Raw genomic sequence first — 18,163 nt, 5'->3', positions numbered from 1 at the left:
CACCGGCATGGTGCTCACCGCCCCCGCCCGGGCCGGTTCGCCGGCGGCCGAGCGGGCCGCCCGCACCCCGGTCGTCAGCTACCTGCTGATCGCACTGTCCGCGCTGGTCCTGCTGGTCGGCCCGGCCGGCGGCCTGAACCCGGCGTACGGCAGCGGCGCGGCCCGGGCCTGCGCCGAGCAGCGCTACGAGCACCGCTGGGGTGCGGTGCCCGCCGAGCTGCTGAGCGGCCGCCCGCTGACGGCCGCCCAGCTGTCCGCGCTCACCCCGGCCGCGCCGGGCTGCGCGCTCCCGCCGACACCCGGCAAGATCCCCGAACTCTCGGTCCTCACCTCGCTGTTCGTCCACGCGGGGTGGCTGCACCTGGTCGGCAACCTGCTGTTCCTGTTCGTCTTCGGCCCGGCCGTGGAGGCCCGGCTGGGCCGGATCCGCTTCCTGACCGGCTACCTGGCGATCGGCTACCTGGCCACCTACGGCTACGCGGTGGCCGAGGCGCACACCGCGGACGGGATGCGCGCCCTGGTCGGCGCGTCCGGCGCGATCGCCGGGGTGCTGGGCGGGTACCTGCGGCTGTGGCCGAAGGCCCGGGTGACGGTGCTGGTGCCGGTCCTGCTGTTCCTCCCGCTGCGGTTCCCGGCCTGGCTGGTGCTCGGCCTGTGGTTCGCGCTGCAGTGGTGGTCCGTCAGTTCCGGCGGCGGCGGGGTGGCCTATCTGGTGCACGTGATCGGCTTCGTGACGGGCTGGCTGTTCGCCTGGGCCGCCCGTCCGGCGGGCGATACCCTGGGCGCACCTTCTCGAACAGGAGTTGCTCAGTGATCACCGCGATCGTCCTCATCAACACCAGCGTCGACCGGATCCCCGAGATCGCCGAGGCGATCGCGGCCATCGAGGGCGTCAGCGAGGTCTACTCCGTCACCGGCACCTACGACCTGGTCGCCATGGTGCGGGTGCGCAACCACGAGGACCTGGCCGAGGTGATCCCCGGCCGCCTCAACAAGGTCCCGGGCGTCTCCAACACCGAGACCCACATCGCCTTCCGCACCTACTCGCAGCACGACCTGGAGGCCGCGTTCTCGCTCGGCCTGGACGAGTAGCCGCTCGGCTCAGCGCTGCCGGCCCCTGTCGATCTGCTCGGTGGCGACGCAGCGCCCGCCCTCGTTGCGGTAGCTCCACCGCGCGCCGTCGGTGACCAGGTCCCGAACGGCCGTCAGGAACCGGTCCAGGTGCTCGACGGGGGTGCCGGCGCCGAAGCTGACCCGGATCGCGTTCAGGCTGCGCTCCCCCGGCAGCGACGGCTCGGGCGCCCCGCACGCGCTGGGCGCCACGTCCTCGCCGCCCAGCAGGGTCCGCACCAGCGGGTGCGCGCAGAACAGCCCGTCCCGCACGCCGATGCCGTACTCGGCGGACAGCGCGGCCGAGAAGTGCGAGCTGTTCCAGCCGCGCACCACGAACGACACCACGCCGACCCGGTCGGAGTCCTCGCCGAACAGGCTGAGCACCCGCACCTCGGGGATCTCCGCCAGCCCCTCCGTCAACTTCGCGACCAGCGCCCGCTCCCGGGCCTCCAGCGCGTCGAAGCCCGCCTCGCCGAGGGCCCGGCAGGCCGAGGCGATCGCGTAGGCGCCGATCACGTTCGGGGAGCCGGCCTCGTGCCGCGCGGGGCCGGTGTGCCACTCCACCGCCACCGAGCCGTCCAGCTCCCGGGCCACCGTCCGGCTCGCCCCGCCGCCGGCCAGGTACGGCTCCGCCGCGTCCAGCCAGTCGGAGCGGCCGGCCAGCACGCCGGCCCCGAACGGCGCGTACAGCTTGTGGCCGGAGAACGCGATCCAGTCGACGTCCAACTCCCGCACCGACACCCGGTGGTGGGGCGCCAGCTGGGCCGCGTCCAGCACCACCCGGGCGCCGTACCGGTGCGCGACCTCGGTCAGCGCCTTGACCGGCCACAGCTCGCCGGTGACGTTCGACGCCCCGGTCACGCAGAACAGCTTCGGTCCGTCGGACGCCCCCAGCAGCGCTTCCTCCAGCGCGGCCACCGCCTCGCCGTGCGATCGCGGCGCCCGCAGGTAACGCACCGTCAGGCCTTCGCGCCGCCACGGCAGCAGCGACGCGTGGTGCTCGGTCTCGAACGCGAACACCTCGGTCCCGGCGGGCACCGCCCCGGCCAGCAGGTTCAGCGAGTCGGTGGTCGCCCGGGTGAACACCACCTGGTCGCCGTCGCGCAGCTCCAGGAACTCGGCGACGGTCCGCCGGCTCTGCTCGAACAGGTCGGTCGACAGCTGCGACAGGTACCCGGCACCCCGGTGCACCGACCCGTAGTACGGCGCGTACGCCGCCACGTCCTCCCACACCCGGGCCAGCGCCGGCGCACTCGCCGCGTAGTCCAGCGCCGCGTACCCGACCTTCTCTCCGGACGCCAACGGCACCTCGACGTCCTGGCCCAGCACGGCCAGCGGCTCACAGATCTCGGCGGTCACAGACATGGATGCACTCCTCCACAGGGTAAGGACCCCGGGGTGCATCGACCGGAAGTCCGCGCTTGCCGCGCGGACGGATCGCCACGCAGCCCGGTCCTCACCCAGGGCACCCCGCCACGGACGGAGGGTTGCCGGACAGCAAGCTGGGGCTTGTCGCTGCCACTCATGACCTGCGCAAGACCATACACGAGAGCCCCGCAGTCTCAACCCCTGTCCAGCACGTGGACCCCACCCCTGACGCCCCGCCAGACGTGCGGGCAGCCGCACGAGCGGCCGCCCGCAGACGGCTAGGCCCGCCCGGGAAGGAGCAATTCCCCTCCCCGGGCGGGCCGTTCGCACCGGGAGCCGCTACTGGGTGGCCTCCGCCCAGCGCTTCAGCAGCGACCCCGCCGCCCCCGAATCGATCGCCGCCGCCGTCCGCACCATCCCCGCCGCGAGCTGCTCGCTCAGCGGCGCGTCCGTCAGCTCCAGCGCCACCAGCGCCGCCGCGCTGTTGAGCAGCACCGCGTCCCGCACCGGCCCGCGCTCGCCGTTCAGCACCCGCCGCGCGACGTTCGCGTTGAACTCCGCGTCGGCGCCCCGCAGCGCCTCGATCCCGACCAGCTCGATGCCGACGTCCCGCGGGTCGAACCGGGTCTCCGTCACCTTGCCGTCCCGAATCACCCAGACGTGGGACGTGGTGGTGATCGTCAGCTCGTCGAGCCCGTCGTCACCCCGGAACACCAGTCCCTGCCCGCCGCGCCGGGCGAGCACGCCGGCGATCAGCCCGGCCAGCCGGGTGTCGAAACAGCCGACCGCGTGGGCGCCGACCTTGGCCGGGTTGGTGAGCGGGCCGAGGATGTTGAAGACCGTCGGGACGGCGAGTTCGGCGCGGGCCTGCGCGGTGTGCCGCATCGAGGGGTGGAACTTGGCGGCGAAGCAGAAGGTCAGTCCGACCTGCTCGGCGACCGCCGCGACCCGCGCGGCGGACAGGTCCAGGTTGATGCCGAGCCGCCCGAGCACGTCCGAGGAACCGGACGCCGAGGACGACGCCCGGTTGCCGTGCTTGACCACCTTCGCGCCGGCCGCCGCGGCGACCACCGCCGACATGGTGGAGATGTTCACGGTCTTTGCCCGGTCGCCGCCGGTGCCGACGATGTCGACGGCCGGCCCGGGGATGTCCAGCGGCACGGCGTGCGCGTACATCGACTCGACCAGGCCGGAGATCTCCTCGACCGTCTCGCCCTTGCCGCGCAGCGCGATCAGGAAACCGGCCACCTGCACGGGGCTGGCCTCGCCGCTCATGATCCGGTCCATCGCCCAGGCGGTGTCGGCCTGGGCGAGGTCCTCGCCGCGCATCAGGGCCATCAGGATGTCGGGCCAGGTGCGGACCACCTGCGCGGGGTCGCTACCGCCGTTCGCAGAGTGCACGTTCACCATGGCCGTCTCCAGCTCTCGTCTTGTCGCAGAGGAATGGAGTCAGCCTATCGAGCGAGCGGGGACGGCCGCCCTGCCTTGCCGTCCCCTTCTCTTCAGGTGAGACGGCCCGGTCCGCACACCGGGACCGGTCAGCGCGCGGCCGGCGCCCGGCGGGCCACCCGGGCCCGCAGCAGCGTCGTCGCGGCGTCGGCGAGCGAGACCGGGTCGACGGGGTGCGAGATCGCCGCGTCGGCCCGGCTCCAGGCGGCCAGCCAGGAGTCCTGCGGGCGGCCGATCAGGACCAGCACCGGCGGGCAGCCGTAGATCTCGTCCTTCAGCTGCCGGGTGAGGCCGAGTCCGCCGGCGGGCACCGCCTCGCCGTCCAGCACGCAGAGGTCGACGCCGCCCTTCTCCAGGGCGCGGAGCACCGCGGGGGCGGTGGCGCACTCCAGGTACTCCAGCGCGGGAACGTCCCCGGCGGGGCGGCGGCCCAGGGCGAGGGTCACCTGCTCACGGGTGTTGCGGTCGTCGCTGTAGACGAGAACGGTGAGCGTCTCGTCGGAGTGCTGCGCCATGTCCCCTGCTTCCTGGTGCTCGTCCTCTTATATGTGTCCACTGTGTTCGCGCGGGCCACGACCGCGCGCGGACCCCGACCGAACGGCCCAGTGTGACCCGGACCACGTCCTGGGACGGATGCTACTCCGGCGGACCCGTCCTGAAGAGACCCCGACGCGATCTCGCTCAAGCCGACGCGCCACAGGCTCACCCCCACGGCCCAGTTCCCTCACCCGCTCCGAACAACCGTCAGAAAACGGACGGCCCGCGAGGCGGGCATACCTCACGCACCGGACACTCCGAGGGAGACCCCCCGGCGTGAAGACGGAATAAGGGACCGACATAATGTCCGTCGTGGCGACAGCAACAGCAACAGAAACCGGACACGCGCACGGAGCGGTCAACAGGCCGAACCTGGTCAGCGTGGGAACCATTGTCTGGCTGAGCTCGGAGCTGATGTTCTTCGCGGCCCTGTTCGCGATGTACTTCACCCTCCGCTCGGTCAAGGGCGCCGAGTTCTGGCACGAGAAGGCAAGCGCCCTCAACGTGCCCTTCTCCTCGGTCAACACCACGATCCTGGTGCTCTCCTCGCTCACCTGCCAGCTCGGTGTGTTCGCCGCCGAGCGCGGTGATGTGAAGAAGCTCCGCTCGTGGTTCACGATCACCTTCGTGATGGGCGCCATCTTCATCGGCGGCCAGATCTTCGAGTACACCGACCTGGTCAAGAAGGACGGCCTCTCGCTGTCCTCCGACCCGTACGGCACGGTGTTCTACCTGACCACCGGCTTCCACGGACTCCACGTGACGGGTGGTCTGATCGCCTTCCTGCTGGTCCTCGGCCGGACCTACGCGGCGCGGCGCTTCACCCACGAGCAGGCCACCGCGGCGATCGTGGTGTCGTACTACTGGCACTTCGTCGACGTTGTGTGGATCGGCCTGTTCGCGACCATCTACCTGATCAAGTAACAGCCGCCCCGCCCCTGACCCGGCGTCACCGTGACGCATGGAAGTCGGGGGCAGGCTGCTGCCGACCAGATCCTGACACCGGGGTTATTCCGTGAAAAAGCTCTCCGCACGACGGCGCCACCCACTGGCGGCGGTCGTCGTTCTACTTCTCGCCCTGGCGGCCACCGGGGGGCTGTACGCCGCTTTCGCGCCCGCCGAGAAGGCGCAGGCCGACAGCTCCTCGCAGTCGCTCGCCATCGACGAGGGCAAGAAGCTCTTCGCCGTCGGCTGCTCCTCCTGCCACGGCCTGAACGGCCAGGGCACTTCTGACGGTCCGTCGCTGGTCGGCGTCGGCTCTGCTGCTGTCGACTTCCAGGTCGGCACCGGCCGCATGCCGGCCCAGCAGCCGGGCGCGCAGGTCCCGCGCAAGAAGACCGTCTACAACCAGTCCGAGATCGACCAGCTGGCCGCCTACGTGGCCTCGCTCGGCCCCGGCCCGGTCACTCCGACCACGGAGCAGTACTCGCCGTCCGAGGACAAGGTCACCAACGCCGAGCAGGTCGCCAAGGGTGGCGAGCTGTTCCGCACCAACTGCGCGCAGTGTCACAACTTCGCCGGCAAGGGTGGCGCGCTGACCAACGGCAAGTTCGCCCCGTCGCTGGAGGGCGTGGACTCCAAGCACATCTACGAGGCCATGCAGACCGGCCCGCAGAACATGCCGTCGTTCCCCGACACCACCATGCCGGAGGAGCAGAAGCGCGAGATCATCGCGTACGTCCAGAACACCAACAACGCGCCGAACCCCGGTGGTCTCGCCCTGGGCAGCCTCGGCCCCTTCACCGAGGGCCTGTTTGCCTGGATCTTCGGCATCGGCACGCTGATCGTGATCGCGATCTGGGTCGCCGCCCACACCACCAAGGCCAAGAAGTCATGAGCCACGACATGTCAGAGAACCTGCCGGAGGCTCACGACGCCTCCCACGGCGCTGAGGTCGTCACCCACGACGACCCGTTCGCCGACCCGGGCCTGCCGGCCCACGAACCGCGTCGGACCGACATCGACGAGCGGGCCGCCAAGCGGGCCGAGCGCCAGGTGTCGCTGATGTTCGTGGTGTCGATGCTGGCGACCGTCGGCTTCATCGCGTCCTACGCGTCGATCGACGCCGACAAGCTGGTCTACATCTTCCCGCTGGGCAAGGTCAGCGCCCTCAACTTCGCCCTGGGCATGACCCTCGGCGTGGCGCTGTTCTGCATCGGCGCGGGCGCGGTCCACTGGGCCCGCACCCTGATGTCGGACCACGAGCTGCCGGCCGAGCGTCACCCGATCGAGGCCTCGGACGAGGTCCGCAACGACGTCATCGAGCAGTTCAAGACCGGTGCCGCGGAGTCCGGCTTCGGCCGTCGCAAGATGATCCGCAACACCCTGATCGGCTCGATGGCCCTGGTGCCGCTGTCCGGTGTGGTGCTGCTGCGCGACCTCGGCCCGCTGCCGGAGAAGAAGCTCCTGCACACCGGCTGGGAAGAGGCCACCGCCGCGCAGCCGATCCAGCTGGTCAACATGAACACCGACCAGCCGATGAAGCCCGAGGACATCATCCAGGGCTCGCTGACCTTCGCCAAGCCGCACGGCCTGGAGGAGACGGACGAGGACTTCCAGCAGCGCATCGCCAAGGACGCCCTGATGCTGGTCCGGATCGCTCCGGAGAACATCAAGGACGCCAAGTCCCGCGACCTGGGCTTCGAGGGCATCCTCGCCTACTCGAAGATCTGCACCCACGTCGGTTGCCCGATCTCGCTGTACGAGCAGCAGACCCACCACGCGCTCTGCCCCTGCCACCAGTCGACCTTCGACCTGGCGGACGGCGCTCGCGTCATCTTCGGCCCGGCCGGCCACCCGCTGCCCCAGCTGAAGATCACCACCGATGAGCAGGGCTTCCTGGTCGCCACCGGCGACTTCGACGAGCCCGTCGGCCCGAGTTACTGGGAGCGCAAGCGATGAGCACCGCGAGCGGCACCAACAGCGGTGCCTCCAAGCCGGCCAGCACGCGCGCCAAGCCCGCCAACAAGGCCGAGGCGACTGCGGACTGGGTCGACGGCCGGCTGGGGATCTACTCCCTGGCCAAGGCCAACCTGCGGAAGATCTTCCCGGACCACTGGTCCTTCATGCTGGGCGAGATCTGCCTCTACAGCTTCATCATCATCATCCTCACGGGTGTCTACCTGACGATGTTCTTCAAGCCGAGCATGGCGGAGACCGTTTACCACGGTTCCTACCTGCCGCTGAACGGCATCCGGATGTCGGAGGCGTACGCCTCGACGGTGGACATCAGCTTCGAGATCCGCGGCGGTCTGCTGATCCGCCAGATCCACCACTGGGCCGCGCTGGTCTTCGTCGCCGCGATGTTCGTGCACATGATGCGCGTCTTCTTCACCGGCGCGTTCCGCAAGCCCCGTGAGATCAACTGGCTGTTCGGCTTCCTGCTGCTCTGCCTGGGCTTCTTCGACGGCTTCTTCGGCTACTCGCTGCCGGACGACCTGCTGTCGGGCACCGGTATCCGCTTCATGGAAGGCGCGATCCTGGCGGTGCCGATCGTCGGCACCTACATCCAGATGTTCCTGTTCGGCGGCGAGTTCCCGGGCACCGACATCATCCCGCGCTTCTTCACCATCCACGTGCTGCTCATCCCGGGCATCATGCTGGGCCTGCTGGTCGCGCACCTGATCCTGGTCTTCTACCACAAGCACACCCAGTGGGCGGGCCCGGGCAAGACCGAGAAGAACGTCGTCGGCATGCCGCTGATGCCGGTCTACATGGCCAAGGCCGGTGGCTTCTTCTTCCTGGTGTTCGGTCTCATCGCGGCGATCTCCGCGATCGCCACCATCAACCCGGTGTGGGCGTACGGCCCGTACCGTCCGGACCAGGTGTCGACCGACGCCCAGCCCGACTGGTACATGGGCTTCGCCGAAGGCCTGATCCGCTTCATGCCGGGCTGGGAGATCTCCGTCTGGGGCGGCCACACCCTGAACCTGGGCGTGTTCATCCCGCTGATGCTCTTCCCGCTGGTCCTGGTCGCGATCGCGGTCTACCCGTTCATCGAGTCCTGGGTCACCGGCGACAAGCGCGAGCACCACATCCTGGACCGCCCGCGCAACGCCCCGGTCCGCACCGCGCTCGGCGCCGCCTGGATCTCGCTGTACGTGGTCCTGCTGGTCGGCGGTGGCAACGACCTGTTCGCCACTCACCTGCACATGTCGATCAACACGATCACCTACATGGTCCGGGTCGGCTTCTTCGTGGTGCCGGTCATCACCTTCTTCGTCGCCAAGCGCTGGTGCCTCGGCCTGCAGCGCCGCGACAAGGACAAGGTGCTGCACGGCCGCGAGTCGGGCATCATCAAGCGCCTGCCGCACGGTGAGTTCGTCGAGGTCCACACGCCGCTGTCGCAGAAGGACCTGCACACCCTCACCTCGCACGAGCAGCCCCAGCCGCTGGAGCTGCCCGCCGAGACCGACGAGAACGGCGTCGCCCGCAAGGCCGGCGTGGTCGCCAAGACCCGGACGAAGCTCTCCGAGGGCTTCTACGGCGAGGGCAACCAGATCGCCAAGCCCACCTCCGAGGAGTACCTGGAGATCACCAGCGGCCACGGCCACCACTGATCCCTAGCTGTCACGCCACGTCAGAACCCCCATCGGCCCCGGCCGGTGGGGGTTCTGGCATGTTTCCGGGTTCTGGCATATTTCTCCGGCACCGGCCCGGCGCCCTGTTATGTTGGCCGGGTGCACGTGGCGATCGACCCTCACTCCTCCACGCCGCCCTACGAGCAGGTGCGCTCGCAGATCGCGGCCCAGGCCCGCACGGGTGAACTCCCGATCGGGCTGAAGCTCCCCACCGTCCGCGCGCTGGCCGAGCAACTCGGCCTGGCCGCCAACACGGTGGCCCGCGCCTACCGGGAGCTGGAGGCGGACGGCGTGGTCGAGACCCGCGGCCGGGCCGGCACCACCATCGCCCCCACCGGCGACACCTCGCACCGCCTGGCGGCCGACGCCGCCACCGAGTACGCCGCCCGCACCACCCGCCTCGGCCTCACCCGCGACGAGGCGCTGGCCGCCGTCCTGGCCGCGCTGGACGCCGCACACCGCTGACGCCCGCACGGCGCCGCCCGGCACACCACCGGCCGCCGCACCGCCGACGCCCGCACAGCGAGGTCCGCCCGGCGGGAGCGCTGGGCTCCTGCCGGGCGGACCTCGTCGCCGGCGCCGCTACTGCTGCTCCTCGGCCTCCGGGCTCGGTGCCGGGTTCTTCACCTCGTCCGGCCCCGCCGTGCTCACCGGCTTGCCGAGCGCGCTGTGCTTCACGTAGTCGTCCCAGTCGATGTTCCAGTCGCCGAAGCCGTTGCCGAACGGCTCCATGTCGTGGCCGAGGCTGTTGACCACCTGCACGAGGTCGCCGACCCGGGTGTTCTCGAAGAACCACTTCGCGTCGTCGGTGCTCATGCCGGTGCAGCCGTGGCTGACGTTCTCCCGGCCCTGCGCCCAGGTCGACCAGGGCGCCGCATGGACGTACTCGCCGCTCCAGGTGACCCGGGTCGCCCACTTCACGTCCAGGTCGTAGGACTCGCTGCTGCCGTCGGGTATGCCGATCGTCTCGCCGCTCATCCGGACCGAGGCCTCCTGGCCGAGCACGACCTTGACGCCGTTGCGGGTGTCGAAGCCGGGCTTGCCGGTGGTGACCGGGATGGTGCGGACCACCTCGCCGTTGCGCTTGTACGTCAGCTCGTCGCTGCCGGCGTCGATCACCGCCTCGATCCGGTCGCCGGTCCGCAGCGCCAGGGTCTTCTCCTCGCCGCCGTAGATCCCGTCGGCGACCCGGATGCCGGGCAGGTCGTAGGCGAGCTTCACGGTGGCGTTGGCCGGCCAGTAGTCCTCCGGCCGGAAGTGCAGGTTCTGGTCGTCGACCCAGTACCAGGCGCCGGTCACGGCGGGCTGCGAGGTGACGGTCAGGCCGTTCTCTATCTGCTTCCGGGCCGCCGGGTCGGTGACCTTCTCGGAGAGCTTCACGGTGAGCGGCTGGCCGACGCCGTAGACGCCGCTGCCGGAGCTGTCCGGGCCGAGATCGGCGCCTATCACGTGCTGCGCGGGCGCGGTGGTGAAGCTGGAGTCGGCCTCGCCGTGGCCGCCCTTGCCGTCGTCGGCGGTGACCTTGACGGTGTATCCGGCGCCGGCCCGGAGCGGGTCGGTGGTCTGCCAGTGCTGCTGGTCGGCGGCGAGCTGTCCGGCGACGGGCTTTCCGTCGGGGCCGGTGACGGTGACCTCGCCGAGCTTGGCGGGGCCGTCCGTACTGATGCTGAACGCCTTGGTGGGATCGGCCTTCGCCCCCGTCGCCGACGTGTGGATCAGCTGTGCCACGTCGACCTGGTGGGGCGAGTCCTTGCCGGAGCCGCTGGTGGAACAGGCCGCTGCGGGTGTGATCACCAGCAGGGCGGCCAGCGTGGTCCGGGTACTGACTATCCGAGAGCCCTTCAACGGAACCTCCCAGGGGTTGGAACCTGCCTCGAAGCGTAGGAAGGCGTCACCCCGGAGGCACTCCGGGTAACCCGCGCGGGGGAAATTCGGAGCGCGGTCCCCAACGACAACGGGCCGGGCACTCCCCGAGGGGAGTACCCGGCCCGCCGTACGGCTTGCGCGATCCGGAACCCTTACTGGTTCTGGTTCTCGCCGCGGTAGAACTCGAAGACCCAGCCGAACAGACCGATCATCAGGATCGGCAGCGACCAGAACAGCAGCCACCAGCCGAAGATGACGCCCAGGAAGGCCAGCGCGCCACCGACCGCCAGGGAGAGCGGCTGCCAGCTGTGCGGGGCGAAGAAGCCCAGCTCGCCGGCGTCGTCCGAGACCTCGGCCTCGGGGTTGTCACCCGCACCGGTGTCCACCCGCTTGGCGGTGAACGCCAGGTAGAAGCCGATGAAGGCGCACAGGCCGAAGGCCAGGAACAGCGCGGTCGTGCCGGCGGCCTCCAGGCCGTGGTCCGACTTGGTGGTCCACACGAAGTACGTGATGGCGATGGCCAGCGTGAAGACGGCCAGACCCGCGAAGATCTTTCCCTGTTCCTTCATCGGGCGTCGCCCTCCTTGCCCTTGCCCAGGGACGGACGGTCGTACTGCGCGGGCGTGACACCCTCGAAGTGCTTCGCCGTCTCACCGTGGTTCTCGAGGTAGTCCAGCGCGGCGATCTCCGGGTGGTGCAGGTCGAACGCCGGGGACTCCGAGCGGACACGCGGCAGCGTGGTGAAGTTGTGCCGCGGCGGCGGGCAGGAGGTCGCCCACTCCAGCGAGCGGCCGTAGCCCCACGGGTCGTCGGTGTTGACCTTCTCGCCGTACTTGGCGGTCTTCCACACGTTGTAGAGGAACGGCAGCATCGACAGGCCCAGCAGGAACGAGCCGATGGTCGAGACCGTGTTCAGCGTGGTGAAGCCGTCCGAGGCCAGGTAGTCGGCGTAGCGGCGGGGCATGCCCTCCGCGCCGAGCCAGTGCTGGACCAGGAAGGTGGTGTGGAAGCCGAAGAACAGCGTCCAGAAGGTGATCTTGCCGAGGCGCTCGTCCAGCATCTTGCCGGTCATCTTCGGCCACCAGAAGTGGAAGCCGGCGAACATCGCGAAGACGACGGTGCCGAAGACCACGTAGTGGAAGTGCGCGACGACGAAGTACGAGTCCGAGACGTGGAAGTCGATCGGCGGGGAGGCGAGCAGCACGCCCGTCAGACCACCGAACAGGAAGGTGACCAGGAAGCCGATCGTCCAGAGCATCGGTGTCTCGAAGCTCAGCGAGCCCTTCCACATGGTGCCGACCCAGTTGAAGAACTTCACACCGGTCGGGACCGCGATCAGGAAGGTCATGAACGAGAAGAACGGCAGCAGGACCTGGCCGGTCACGTACATGTGGTGCGCCCACACCGTCACCGAGAGGCCGGCGATGGCGATGGTCGCGGCGATCAGGCCGGAGTAGCCGAACATCGGCTTGCGGCTGAACACCGGGATGATCTCGGAGACGATGCCGAAGAACGGCAGCGCGATGATGTAGACCTCGGGGTGACCGAAGAACCAGAACAGGTGTTGCCACAGCATGGCGCCACCGTTGGTCGGGTCGAAGACATGGGCCCCGAACTTGCGGTCCGCCTCCAGGGCGAACAGCGCGGCGGCCAGCACCGGGAAGGCCAGCAGGATCAGCACGGCGGTCAGCAGGACGTTCCAGACGAAGATCGACATCCGGAACATCGTCATGCCGGGGGCGCGCATGCAGATGATGGTGGTGATGAAGTTGACCGCACCGAGGATCGTGCCGAAGCCGGAGAAGGCCAGACCCATGATCCACATGTCGGCGCCGATGCCCGGCGAGCGGACCGCGTCCGACAGCGGCGAGTAGGCGAACCAACCGAAGTCGGCGGCGCCCTGCGGGGTGAGGAAGCCCGCCACCGCGATGATCGAGCCGAACAGGTACAGCCAGTAGGCGAACATGTTCAGACGCGGGAACGCGACGTCCGGGGCGCCGATCTGGAGCGGCATGATCCAGTTGGCGAAGCCCGCGAACAGCGGGGTGGCGAACATCAGCAGCATGATCGTGCCATGCATGGTGAACGCCTGGTTGAACTGCTCGTTCGACAGGATCTGCGTACCCGGCCGGGCGAGCTCGGCGCGCATGACCAGGGCGAGCACGCCACCGATCAGGAAGAAGGCGAACGAGGTCGCCAGGTACATCGTGCCGATCGTCTTGTGGTCAGTGGTGGTGAGCCACTTGATGATCGCGTTGCCCGGCTTGCGCACGCGCGGGGTCCCGGAGGTGACTGCCCCGGCTGCCCCACCGGCCGCGGCGGGCTCGTTGAGGATGGTCACTTCACTTCACTACTTCCCGTGGTGGGGAGGATGCCTGCGGGAACCGCGCCGGCCTGGCCCTTGTCGCGGAGTTCCTTCAGGTGCGCCTCGTACTCGTCGTGCGAGACGACCTTCACGTTGAAGAGCATCCGCGAGTGGTCGACGCCGCAGAGCTCGGCGCACTTGCCACGGAAAGTGCCGTACGCGGTCGGGGTCACCTCGAACTCGTTGACCACACCGGGCACGACGTCCATCTTCATCATGAAGTTGACGGGCCAGAAGTCGTGGATGACGTCGTTCGAGGTCAGCTTGAACTTCACCGACTCGTTGATCGGCAGGTAGAGGGTCGGAGCCTCCTTGGTGCTGCCGACCTCGTACGCCGCCGTGGTGCTCGACGGGTCGGGGATCTCGCTGTTCTCGTAGTTGAACGCCCAACTCCACTGGAAGCCCACCACGTTGATGGTGTGCTGGGGCTTCTCGGAGACCTTCGTCAGGGTGGCTTCGTCGCGCGCGACGAAGTAGAACAGCACCGAGACGATGACGAGGGGGACCGCGGTGTACAGCGCCTCGATGGGCACGTTGTACCGGGTCTGAGCAGGGATCTCCACCTTGGTGCGGCTGCGCCGGTGGAAAATCACGCTCCAGAGGATCAGACCCCACATCAATGCACCAACAACCAGAGCCGCGATCCACGAGCCCTGCCACATGTGAAGGACCAGCGGGCCTTCCTTGGTGACGGGACTGGGGAGGCCAAGCCTGGGCAGGTCGTTGGCCGAGCAGCCGGTGGCGGTCGCGATGACGAGGCCCAGTGCCAGCGCCTGAGGCAGCTTCCGCCGCATCGTGCGCCGCGGCGAGCGGTCGGAGCCGTTGGGACTCACGTAGCGCCTTCCCGAAGTCTCGCCCGCGAACGCACCACCATGGAGAGTCCGTTGTCTGGTCTCTCCTGCGGTCCGGCCACGGGCACGGTTTGAATGCTTATGCGGGCCAAACGCTACTCCATCCTTATGCGGCGCTCACGGGCAGCCCCCGCTAACGCGCCGCCCGGCTACCCGATCAGCCCCCGAGGAGTGAAGCACCTCGCCAGAACGGACGGAGTCGCAGGTCATGGCGGACTTCCGACCCTCTCACGACCGAACGGGCGACCGCACTGCGACACGCGGGTGACGGGCCGTCGGCTCCCCCGCAGGCCGGGAGGAATCCCCCCGTAAGGGGCGTCGTCTACGGTGGCCCCGTGCCCTACTTCGACGCCGCCTCCACCGCTCCGCCGCACCCCGTCGCCCGGCAGGCGCTGCTCGCCGCCCTCGACGAGGGCTGGGCCGACCCGGCCCGGCTGCACCGCTCCGGCCGACAGGCCCGGATGCTGCTCGACGCCGCCCGGGAGACCGTCGCCGAGGCCCTCGGAGCCCGGGCCGACGAGATCGTCTTCACCGCATCCGGCACCCAGGCCGTCCAGTTGGGCATCCTCGGCGCACTGCGCGGCAACCGCCGGCGCGGCGCCCACCTGGTGCACTCCGCGGTCGAGCACTCCGCCGTCCTGCACACCGCCGAACGCTGGGAGGCCGACGGCGGCAGCACCACCGCCGTCCCGGTCGACCGTCACGGCCGGGTGGACGCCGCCGAGTTCGCCGCCGCGCTGCGTCCCGACACCGCGCTCGCCGTCCTGCAGTCCGCCAACCACGAGGTCGGCACCCTGCAGCCGGTCGCCGAGACCGCCGCGCTCGGCGGCGACGTCCCGCTGCTGGTGGACGCCGCGCAGAGCGCCGGCCGGCTGCCGGCGCCCGACGGCTGGTCGGTGCTGACGGCCAGCGCCCACAAGTGGGGCGGCCCGGCCGGCGTCGGCGTGCTGGCGGTCCGCAAGGGTGTCCGGTACGTCTCGCCGCTGCCCGCCGACGACCGGGAGAACGGCCGGGTGCCCGGCTACGTCAACGTCCCCGCGATCGTGGCCGCCGCCGCCTCGCTGCGCGCCGTCCGGGCCGAGGCCGAGGCCGAGAACGCCCGGCTGCACGCCCTGGTCGAACGGATCCGGCATCGCGTCCCGCAGCTGATCCCGTCGGTGGAGGTGGTCGGCCACCCGGAGCTCCGGCTCCCCCACCTGGTCACCTTCTCCTGCCTGTACGTGGACGGCGAGGTGCTGCTCGGCGAACTCGACCGGGCCGGCTTCGCCGTCAACTCCGGCTCCTCCTGCACCTCCAGCACGCTGACGCCCAGCCACGTGCTGGCCGCGATGGGCGTCCTCACCGAAGGCAACGTCCGCGTCTCGCTCCCCCCGGGCACCGCCGCCGCGGACGTGGAACGCTTCCTCGACGTCCTCCCGGGCCTGGTCGCCGAGATCCGCGCCCCGCTCGGCCTCGACCTCCCCGCCCCCGCCGGCCCCACCACCGACGCCCTGGTCCTCGACACCCTCGGCAAGCGCTGCCCCCTGCCGATCATCGAACTCGCCAAGCGCATCCCCGAGATCGCCCCCGGCGGCCGCATCGCCGTCCTCTCCGACGACGAAGCGGCCCGCCACGACATCCCCGCCTGGTGCGAGATGTGCGGCCACACCTACGCGGGCGAGACCCCGGCCACGGAGTACGGCGCGGACTGCGGCACGGCGTATCTCGTTGTGAAGGGAGAGGCCTAACCGCGCCTCGGCGAACGACGGAAGCCCCGCCAGGTCCACGGCGAACGACGGAAGCCCAGCCAGCCAGGTCCTCCGCGAACCGCGGGAGCCCCGCCAGGGGCTCGGGGAACGGCGAGGCCATGTCTGCCGGCGGGCCACGGGGCGCAGAGCGTCAGGTCGTTTCGGGTACCCGTTCCGACCCAAGGCCCCGCGCCCCGGCAGGATTAAAGCTGCGCGCGGACCTCGGCTGCCGCGTCCGCCCCGTACGCCGCCTCGAAGCGCTCCAGGAAGTGCCCGTGGCGCAGCTCGTACTCCTGGGTGCCGACGGTCTCGATGACCAGGGTGGCGAGCATGCAGCCGACCTGGGCGGCGCGCTCCAGGCCGAGGCCCCAGGACAGGCCCGCCAGGAAGCCGGCCCGGAAGCCGTCGCCGACGCCGGTGGGGTCGGCCTTGCGCTCTTCGGCGGGGCAGCCGACCACGATGTCGGGCTCGCCGTCGCGCTGGATGCGCACGCCCTTCGGGCCGAGGGTGGTGACGCGGGTGCCGACGCGACGCAGGATCTCGTCCGAGGACCAGCCGGTCTTGGACTCGATCAGCGCGGCCTCGTACTCGTTGGTGAACAGGTAGGCCGCGCCGTCGACGATCTCCCGGATGTCCTCGCCCTCCAGGCGGGCGAGCTGCTGGGAGGGGTCGGCGGCGAACGCGTAGCCGCGGGTGCGGCACTCCTGGGTGTGCCGCACCATCGCGGCGGGGTCGTCCGCGCCGATCAGGACCAGGTCGAGGCCGCCGATCCGGTCGGCGATCGGCTTCAGCTCGATGTTGCGGGCCTCGGCCATCGCGCCGGTGTAGAAGGACGCGATCTGGTTGTGGTCGAGGTCGGTGGTGCACATGAACCGGGCGGTGTGCCGGGTCTCCGAGATGTGCACGGAGTCGGTGTCCACGCCGTGCCGGTCGAGCCAGCTGCGGTACTCGGTGAAGTCGGCGCCGGCCGCGCCGACCAGGATCGGACGCAGGCCGAGCACGCCCATGCCGAAGGCGATGTTCGGGCCGACGCCGCCGCGCCGGATGTCCAGGGTGTCGACCAGGAAGGACAGCGACACCGTGTGCAGCTGCTCGGCGACCAACTGGTCGGAGAAGCGTCCGGGGAAGGTCGTCAGGTGGTCGGTGGCGATCGAGCCGGCGACGGCGATGCGCACGGGGTTCTCCTCGGGCGGCCCGGCCGTGGCCGGAGCAGCGGACAACAACCCACCTAAGGTACCCGCCCGATCCGGTACTACCGATGGGTAGGCCTGTCCCCGGGGCTCCGGGCGTCCTAGGGTCGCGAGTACGGGGGCCGGACGCGGCCCCCGTCCAGTCCGCGGCAGCGTGGCCGCGGCGCGGCGATCGGAGCTGAGTACCGCATGGTGATTGATCACTCCCCCCGCCGGCTGCCGGTCGGCCCGGACGACGCCGATGCGGAGTCGCTGGCCGAGCTGTTGGACGATTCGCGCAGGCTGGGCCGGTTCTGGCCGGCCACCGGGCCGGGCCCGGTGCGGTCGGTGCCGAGGACGCTGGGCGTCCGGGTGCCGGTCGAGGCCCGTCGAGTGGTGGCGGGGATGGCCGAGTTCGGCGAGTAGCGGGAACCGGTTTCCTCCCGGGCACGTCAAATCCGCGCGGTGCCGCTCCCCGGCGGCACCGCCGGACCCTCGGGAGGAACGCAGATCATGGACGTCAGGACCGCAGCCGTCTCCGCCAAGCCCTCGCACCTGCGCCGGACCGCCCTGGCCCTGGCCGCCGCGTCCCTCGCCGCCGGGCTGCTGACCGCGTGCGGCAGTTCCGGTTCGACGAGCCCGGCCGCCCCGAGCCCGACCGTCGGCACCGACGCGCCCCCCGCCCCGGGCACCGCCGCGCCGGACTCCCCGTCCGCCACCCCGTCCCCGGCAGCCAGTACCGGAACCGGCGCCGGTGCCGGCCCGGGCGCGCAGCCCTCGCCGACCAGCCCGGGGATCGCCGTCGGCGAGCACCCGCCGACCGCGGTGAAGATCCCCGTGACGGGTTACCGGCAGGACAGCCCCACCCAGTTGACGGTGTTCTACCTCGCCGGGGTGTGCGACAAGTACGGCGTGCGGCTGGAGGAGGACACCCCGCCCACCGTGAAGCTGCGGATCGTGGTCACCAGGACCGCCGAGCCGGGCCAGGCCTGCCCGCAGGTGATCAAGGAGCAGCAGGCGACGGTCACCCTGACCCGCCCGATGAACAGTGGCGGCGTGGTGGACACCGCGACCGGCGACCAGGTGCCGCCGCAGAGCGCCGGGGCGGGTGTCGGCGGCCCGCGCTGATCCCGGAAAG

At 70.4% G+C, this 18,163-nt stretch carries 18 protein-coding genes and 1 riboswitch; of the genes, 10 read left to right on the top strand and 8 right to left on the bottom strand.

Translation table 11 applies throughout. From position 1 onward, the window contains the following. Positions 1–7: 7 nt before the first annotated feature. Complete coding sequence (locus tag ACIQF6_RS15970; protein WP_400894847.1) at positions 8–814, top strand: rhomboid family intramembrane serine protease; 807 nt, start codon at positions 8–10, stop codon at positions 812–814. Next, positions 811–1,092, top strand: a complete 282-nt coding sequence (locus tag ACIQF6_RS15965; RefSeq protein WP_043913528.1) for an Lrp/AsnC ligand binding domain-containing protein — start codon at positions 811–813, stop codon at positions 1,090–1,092. Before ACIQF6_RS15970 ends, ACIQF6_RS15965 begins: the two co-directional genes overlap by 4 nt. A gap of 9 nt (positions 1,093–1,101) precedes the next feature. Here the strand turns inward: ACIQF6_RS15965 and ACIQF6_RS15960 are convergent, their stop codons facing one another. The 3 genes from ACIQF6_RS15960 to ACIQF6_RS15950 all read right to left on the bottom strand — a co-directional run bounded on the left by ACIQF6_RS15960 (position 1,102) and on the right by ACIQF6_RS15950 (position 4,445). Then, the gene (locus tag ACIQF6_RS15960; RefSeq protein WP_400894844.1) at positions 1,102–2,478 is read right to left on the bottom strand and encodes an aminotransferase class V-fold PLP-dependent enzyme; all 1,377 of its coding nucleotides are present in this window, start codon (positions 2,476–2,478) and stop codon (positions 1,102–1,104) included. Between the two features lie 47 nt (positions 2,479–2,525). Then, positions 2,526–2,643: riboswitch (SAM riboswitch) on the bottom strand. Positions 2,644–2,820: 177 nt separating this feature from the next. After that, a complete protein-coding gene (trpD, locus tag ACIQF6_RS15955; RefSeq protein WP_400894842.1) occupies positions 2,821–3,891 on the bottom strand; it encodes an anthranilate phosphoribosyltransferase in 1,071 nt (356 codons plus the stop codon). A 128-nt stretch (positions 3,892–4,019) separates the two neighbouring features. Beyond that, positions 4,020–4,445 (bottom strand): hypothetical protein, encoded by a 426-nt coding sequence (locus ACIQF6_RS15950; RefSeq protein WP_400894840.1) that lies wholly within the window; start codon positions 4,443–4,445, stop codon positions 4,020–4,022. A 325-nt stretch (positions 4,446–4,770) separates the two neighbouring features. On the opposite strand from ACIQF6_RS15950, the gene ACIQF6_RS15945 reads away from it, so the two are divergent. The 5 genes from ACIQF6_RS15945 (at position 4,771) to ACIQF6_RS15925 (ending at position 9,512) form a co-directional block, all read left to right on the top strand. Further along, positions 4,771–5,391: a heme-copper oxidase subunit III gene (locus tag ACIQF6_RS15945; RefSeq protein ID WP_400894838.1), complete on the top strand. Its 621-nt coding sequence runs from the start codon at positions 4,771–4,773 to the stop codon at positions 5,389–5,391. A gap of 91 nt (positions 5,392–5,482) precedes the next feature. Next, positions 5,483–6,304, top strand: coding sequence for a c-type cytochrome (locus ACIQF6_RS15940; protein WP_400894836.1), 822 nt, complete (start codon positions 5,483–5,485; stop codon positions 6,302–6,304). 8 nt (positions 6,305–6,312) lie between these two features. After that, positions 6,313–7,368, top strand: a complete 1,056-nt coding sequence (locus tag ACIQF6_RS15935; RefSeq protein ID WP_400894834.1) for a Rieske 2Fe-2S domain-containing protein — start codon at positions 6,313–6,315, stop codon at positions 7,366–7,368. After that, complete coding sequence (locus ACIQF6_RS15930) at positions 7,365–9,026, top strand: cytochrome bc complex cytochrome b subunit (RefSeq protein WP_400894832.1); 1,662 nt, start codon at positions 7,365–7,367, stop codon at positions 9,024–9,026. Before ACIQF6_RS15935 ends, ACIQF6_RS15930 begins: the two co-directional genes overlap by 4 nt. Before the next feature lie 120 nt (positions 9,027–9,146). Next, a complete protein-coding gene (locus tag ACIQF6_RS15925; protein ID WP_400894830.1) occupies positions 9,147–9,512 on the top strand; it encodes a GntR family transcriptional regulator in 366 nt (121 codons plus the stop codon). Between the two features lie 117 nt (positions 9,513–9,629). Here ACIQF6_RS15925 and ACIQF6_RS15920 read toward each other — a convergent pair whose 3' ends face one another. The 4 genes from ACIQF6_RS15920 to coxB all read right to left on the bottom strand — a co-directional run bounded on the left by ACIQF6_RS15920 (position 9,630) and on the right by coxB (position 14,111). Further along, entirely contained in the window at positions 9,630–10,892 is a 1,263-nt protein-coding gene (locus tag ACIQF6_RS15920; protein WP_400894828.1) for an Ig-like domain-containing protein, read from the bottom strand. Between the two features lie 173 nt (positions 10,893–11,065). Further along, a complete protein-coding gene (locus tag ACIQF6_RS15915) occupies positions 11,066–11,482 on the bottom strand; it encodes a cytochrome c oxidase subunit 4 (RefSeq protein ID WP_400894826.1) in 417 nt (138 codons plus the stop codon). Continuing rightward, positions 11,479–13,254 carry a cytochrome c oxidase subunit I gene (gene ctaD, locus ACIQF6_RS15910; RefSeq protein WP_400894824.1) on the bottom strand — a complete coding sequence of 592 codons (1,776 nt, stop codon included), beginning with the start codon at positions 13,252–13,254 and terminating at the stop codon, positions 11,479–11,481. Before ctaD ends, ACIQF6_RS15915 begins: the two co-directional genes overlap by 4 nt. After that, positions 13,251–14,111: a cytochrome c oxidase subunit II gene (gene coxB, locus ACIQF6_RS15905; protein ID WP_400894822.1), complete on the bottom strand. Its 861-nt coding sequence runs from the start codon at positions 14,109–14,111 to the stop codon at positions 13,251–13,253. The genes ctaD and coxB overlap by 4 nt, the downstream gene beginning before the upstream one ends. A gap of 353 nt (positions 14,112–14,464) precedes the next feature. Between coxB and ACIQF6_RS15900 the strand changes: the two genes are divergently transcribed. Beyond that, complete coding sequence (locus ACIQF6_RS15900; protein ID WP_400894820.1) at positions 14,465–15,856, top strand: cysteine desulfurase/sulfurtransferase TusA family protein; 1,392 nt, start codon at positions 14,465–14,467, stop codon at positions 15,854–15,856. 203 nt (positions 15,857–16,059) lie between these two features. On the opposite strand, the gene ACIQF6_RS15895 is transcribed toward ACIQF6_RS15900, so the two are convergent. Continuing rightward, positions 16,060–17,031 (bottom strand): carbohydrate kinase family protein, encoded by a 972-nt coding sequence (locus ACIQF6_RS15895; protein WP_400894818.1) that lies wholly within the window; start codon positions 17,029–17,031, stop codon positions 16,060–16,062. 204 nt (positions 17,032–17,235) lie between these two features. Here ACIQF6_RS15895 and ACIQF6_RS15890 point away from each other — a divergent pair, with 204 nt between their 5' ends. Both ACIQF6_RS15890 and ACIQF6_RS15885 read left to right on the top strand, forming a co-directional pair. Continuing rightward, entirely contained in the window at positions 17,236–17,451 is a 216-nt protein-coding gene (locus ACIQF6_RS15890; RefSeq protein ID WP_400894816.1) for a hypothetical protein, read from the top strand. A gap of 87 nt (positions 17,452–17,538) precedes the next feature. Then, the gene (locus ACIQF6_RS15885) at positions 17,539–18,153 is read left to right on the top strand and encodes a hypothetical protein (RefSeq protein WP_400894814.1); all 615 of its coding nucleotides are present in this window, start codon (positions 17,539–17,541) and stop codon (positions 18,151–18,153) included. Positions 18,154–18,163: the final 10 nt, after the last annotated feature.

The sequence above is a fragment of the Kitasatospora sp. NPDC092948 genome, assembly GCF_044754805.1.
In the GTDB taxonomy this organism is placed as follows: Bacteria; Actinomycetota; Actinomycetes; order Streptomycetales; family Streptomycetaceae; genus Kitasatospora.
This window is presented reverse-complemented; position numbering and strand designations above follow the sequence as displayed.

What these genes read in the sequence shown, in the direction of transcription:
- ACIQF6_RS15915 (WP_400894826.1), bottom strand. Translation starts at nt 11,482, where the DNA reads ATGAAGGAACAGGGAAAGATCTTCGCGGGTCTGGCCGTCTTCACGCTG.
- ACIQF6_RS15935 (WP_400894834.1), top strand. Translation starts at nt 6,313, where the DNA reads ATGTCAGAGAACCTGCCGGAGGCTCACGACGCCTCCCACGGCGCTGAG.
- ACIQF6_RS15970 (WP_400894847.1), top strand. Translation starts at nt 8, where the DNA reads ATGGTGCTCACCGCCCCCGCCCGGGCCGGTTCGCCGGCGGCCGAGCGG.
- ACIQF6_RS15945 (WP_400894838.1), top strand. Translation starts at nt 4,771, where the DNA reads ATGTCCGTCGTGGCGACAGCAACAGCAACAGAAACCGGACACGCGCAC.
- ACIQF6_RS15960 (WP_400894844.1), bottom strand. Translation starts at nt 2,478, where the DNA reads ATGTCTGTGACCGCCGAGATCTGTGAGCCGCTGGCCGTGCTGGGCCAG.
- ACIQF6_RS15885 (WP_400894814.1), top strand. Translation starts at nt 17,539, where the DNA reads ATGGACGTCAGGACCGCAGCCGTCTCCGCCAAGCCCTCGCACCTGCGC.
- ACIQF6_RS15950 (WP_400894840.1), bottom strand. Translation starts at nt 4,445, where the DNA reads ATGGCGCAGCACTCCGACGAGACGCTCACCGTTCTCGTCTACAGCGAC.
- ACIQF6_RS15890 (WP_400894816.1), top strand. Translation starts at nt 17,236, where the DNA reads ATGGTGATTGATCACTCCCCCCGCCGGCTGCCGGTCGGCCCGGACGAC.
- trpD (WP_400894842.1), bottom strand. Translation starts at nt 3,891, where the DNA reads ATGGTGAACGTGCACTCTGCGAACGGCGGTAGCGACCCCGCGCAGGTG.
- ACIQF6_RS15930 (WP_400894832.1), top strand. Translation starts at nt 7,365, where the DNA reads ATGAGCACCGCGAGCGGCACCAACAGCGGTGCCTCCAAGCCGGCCAGC.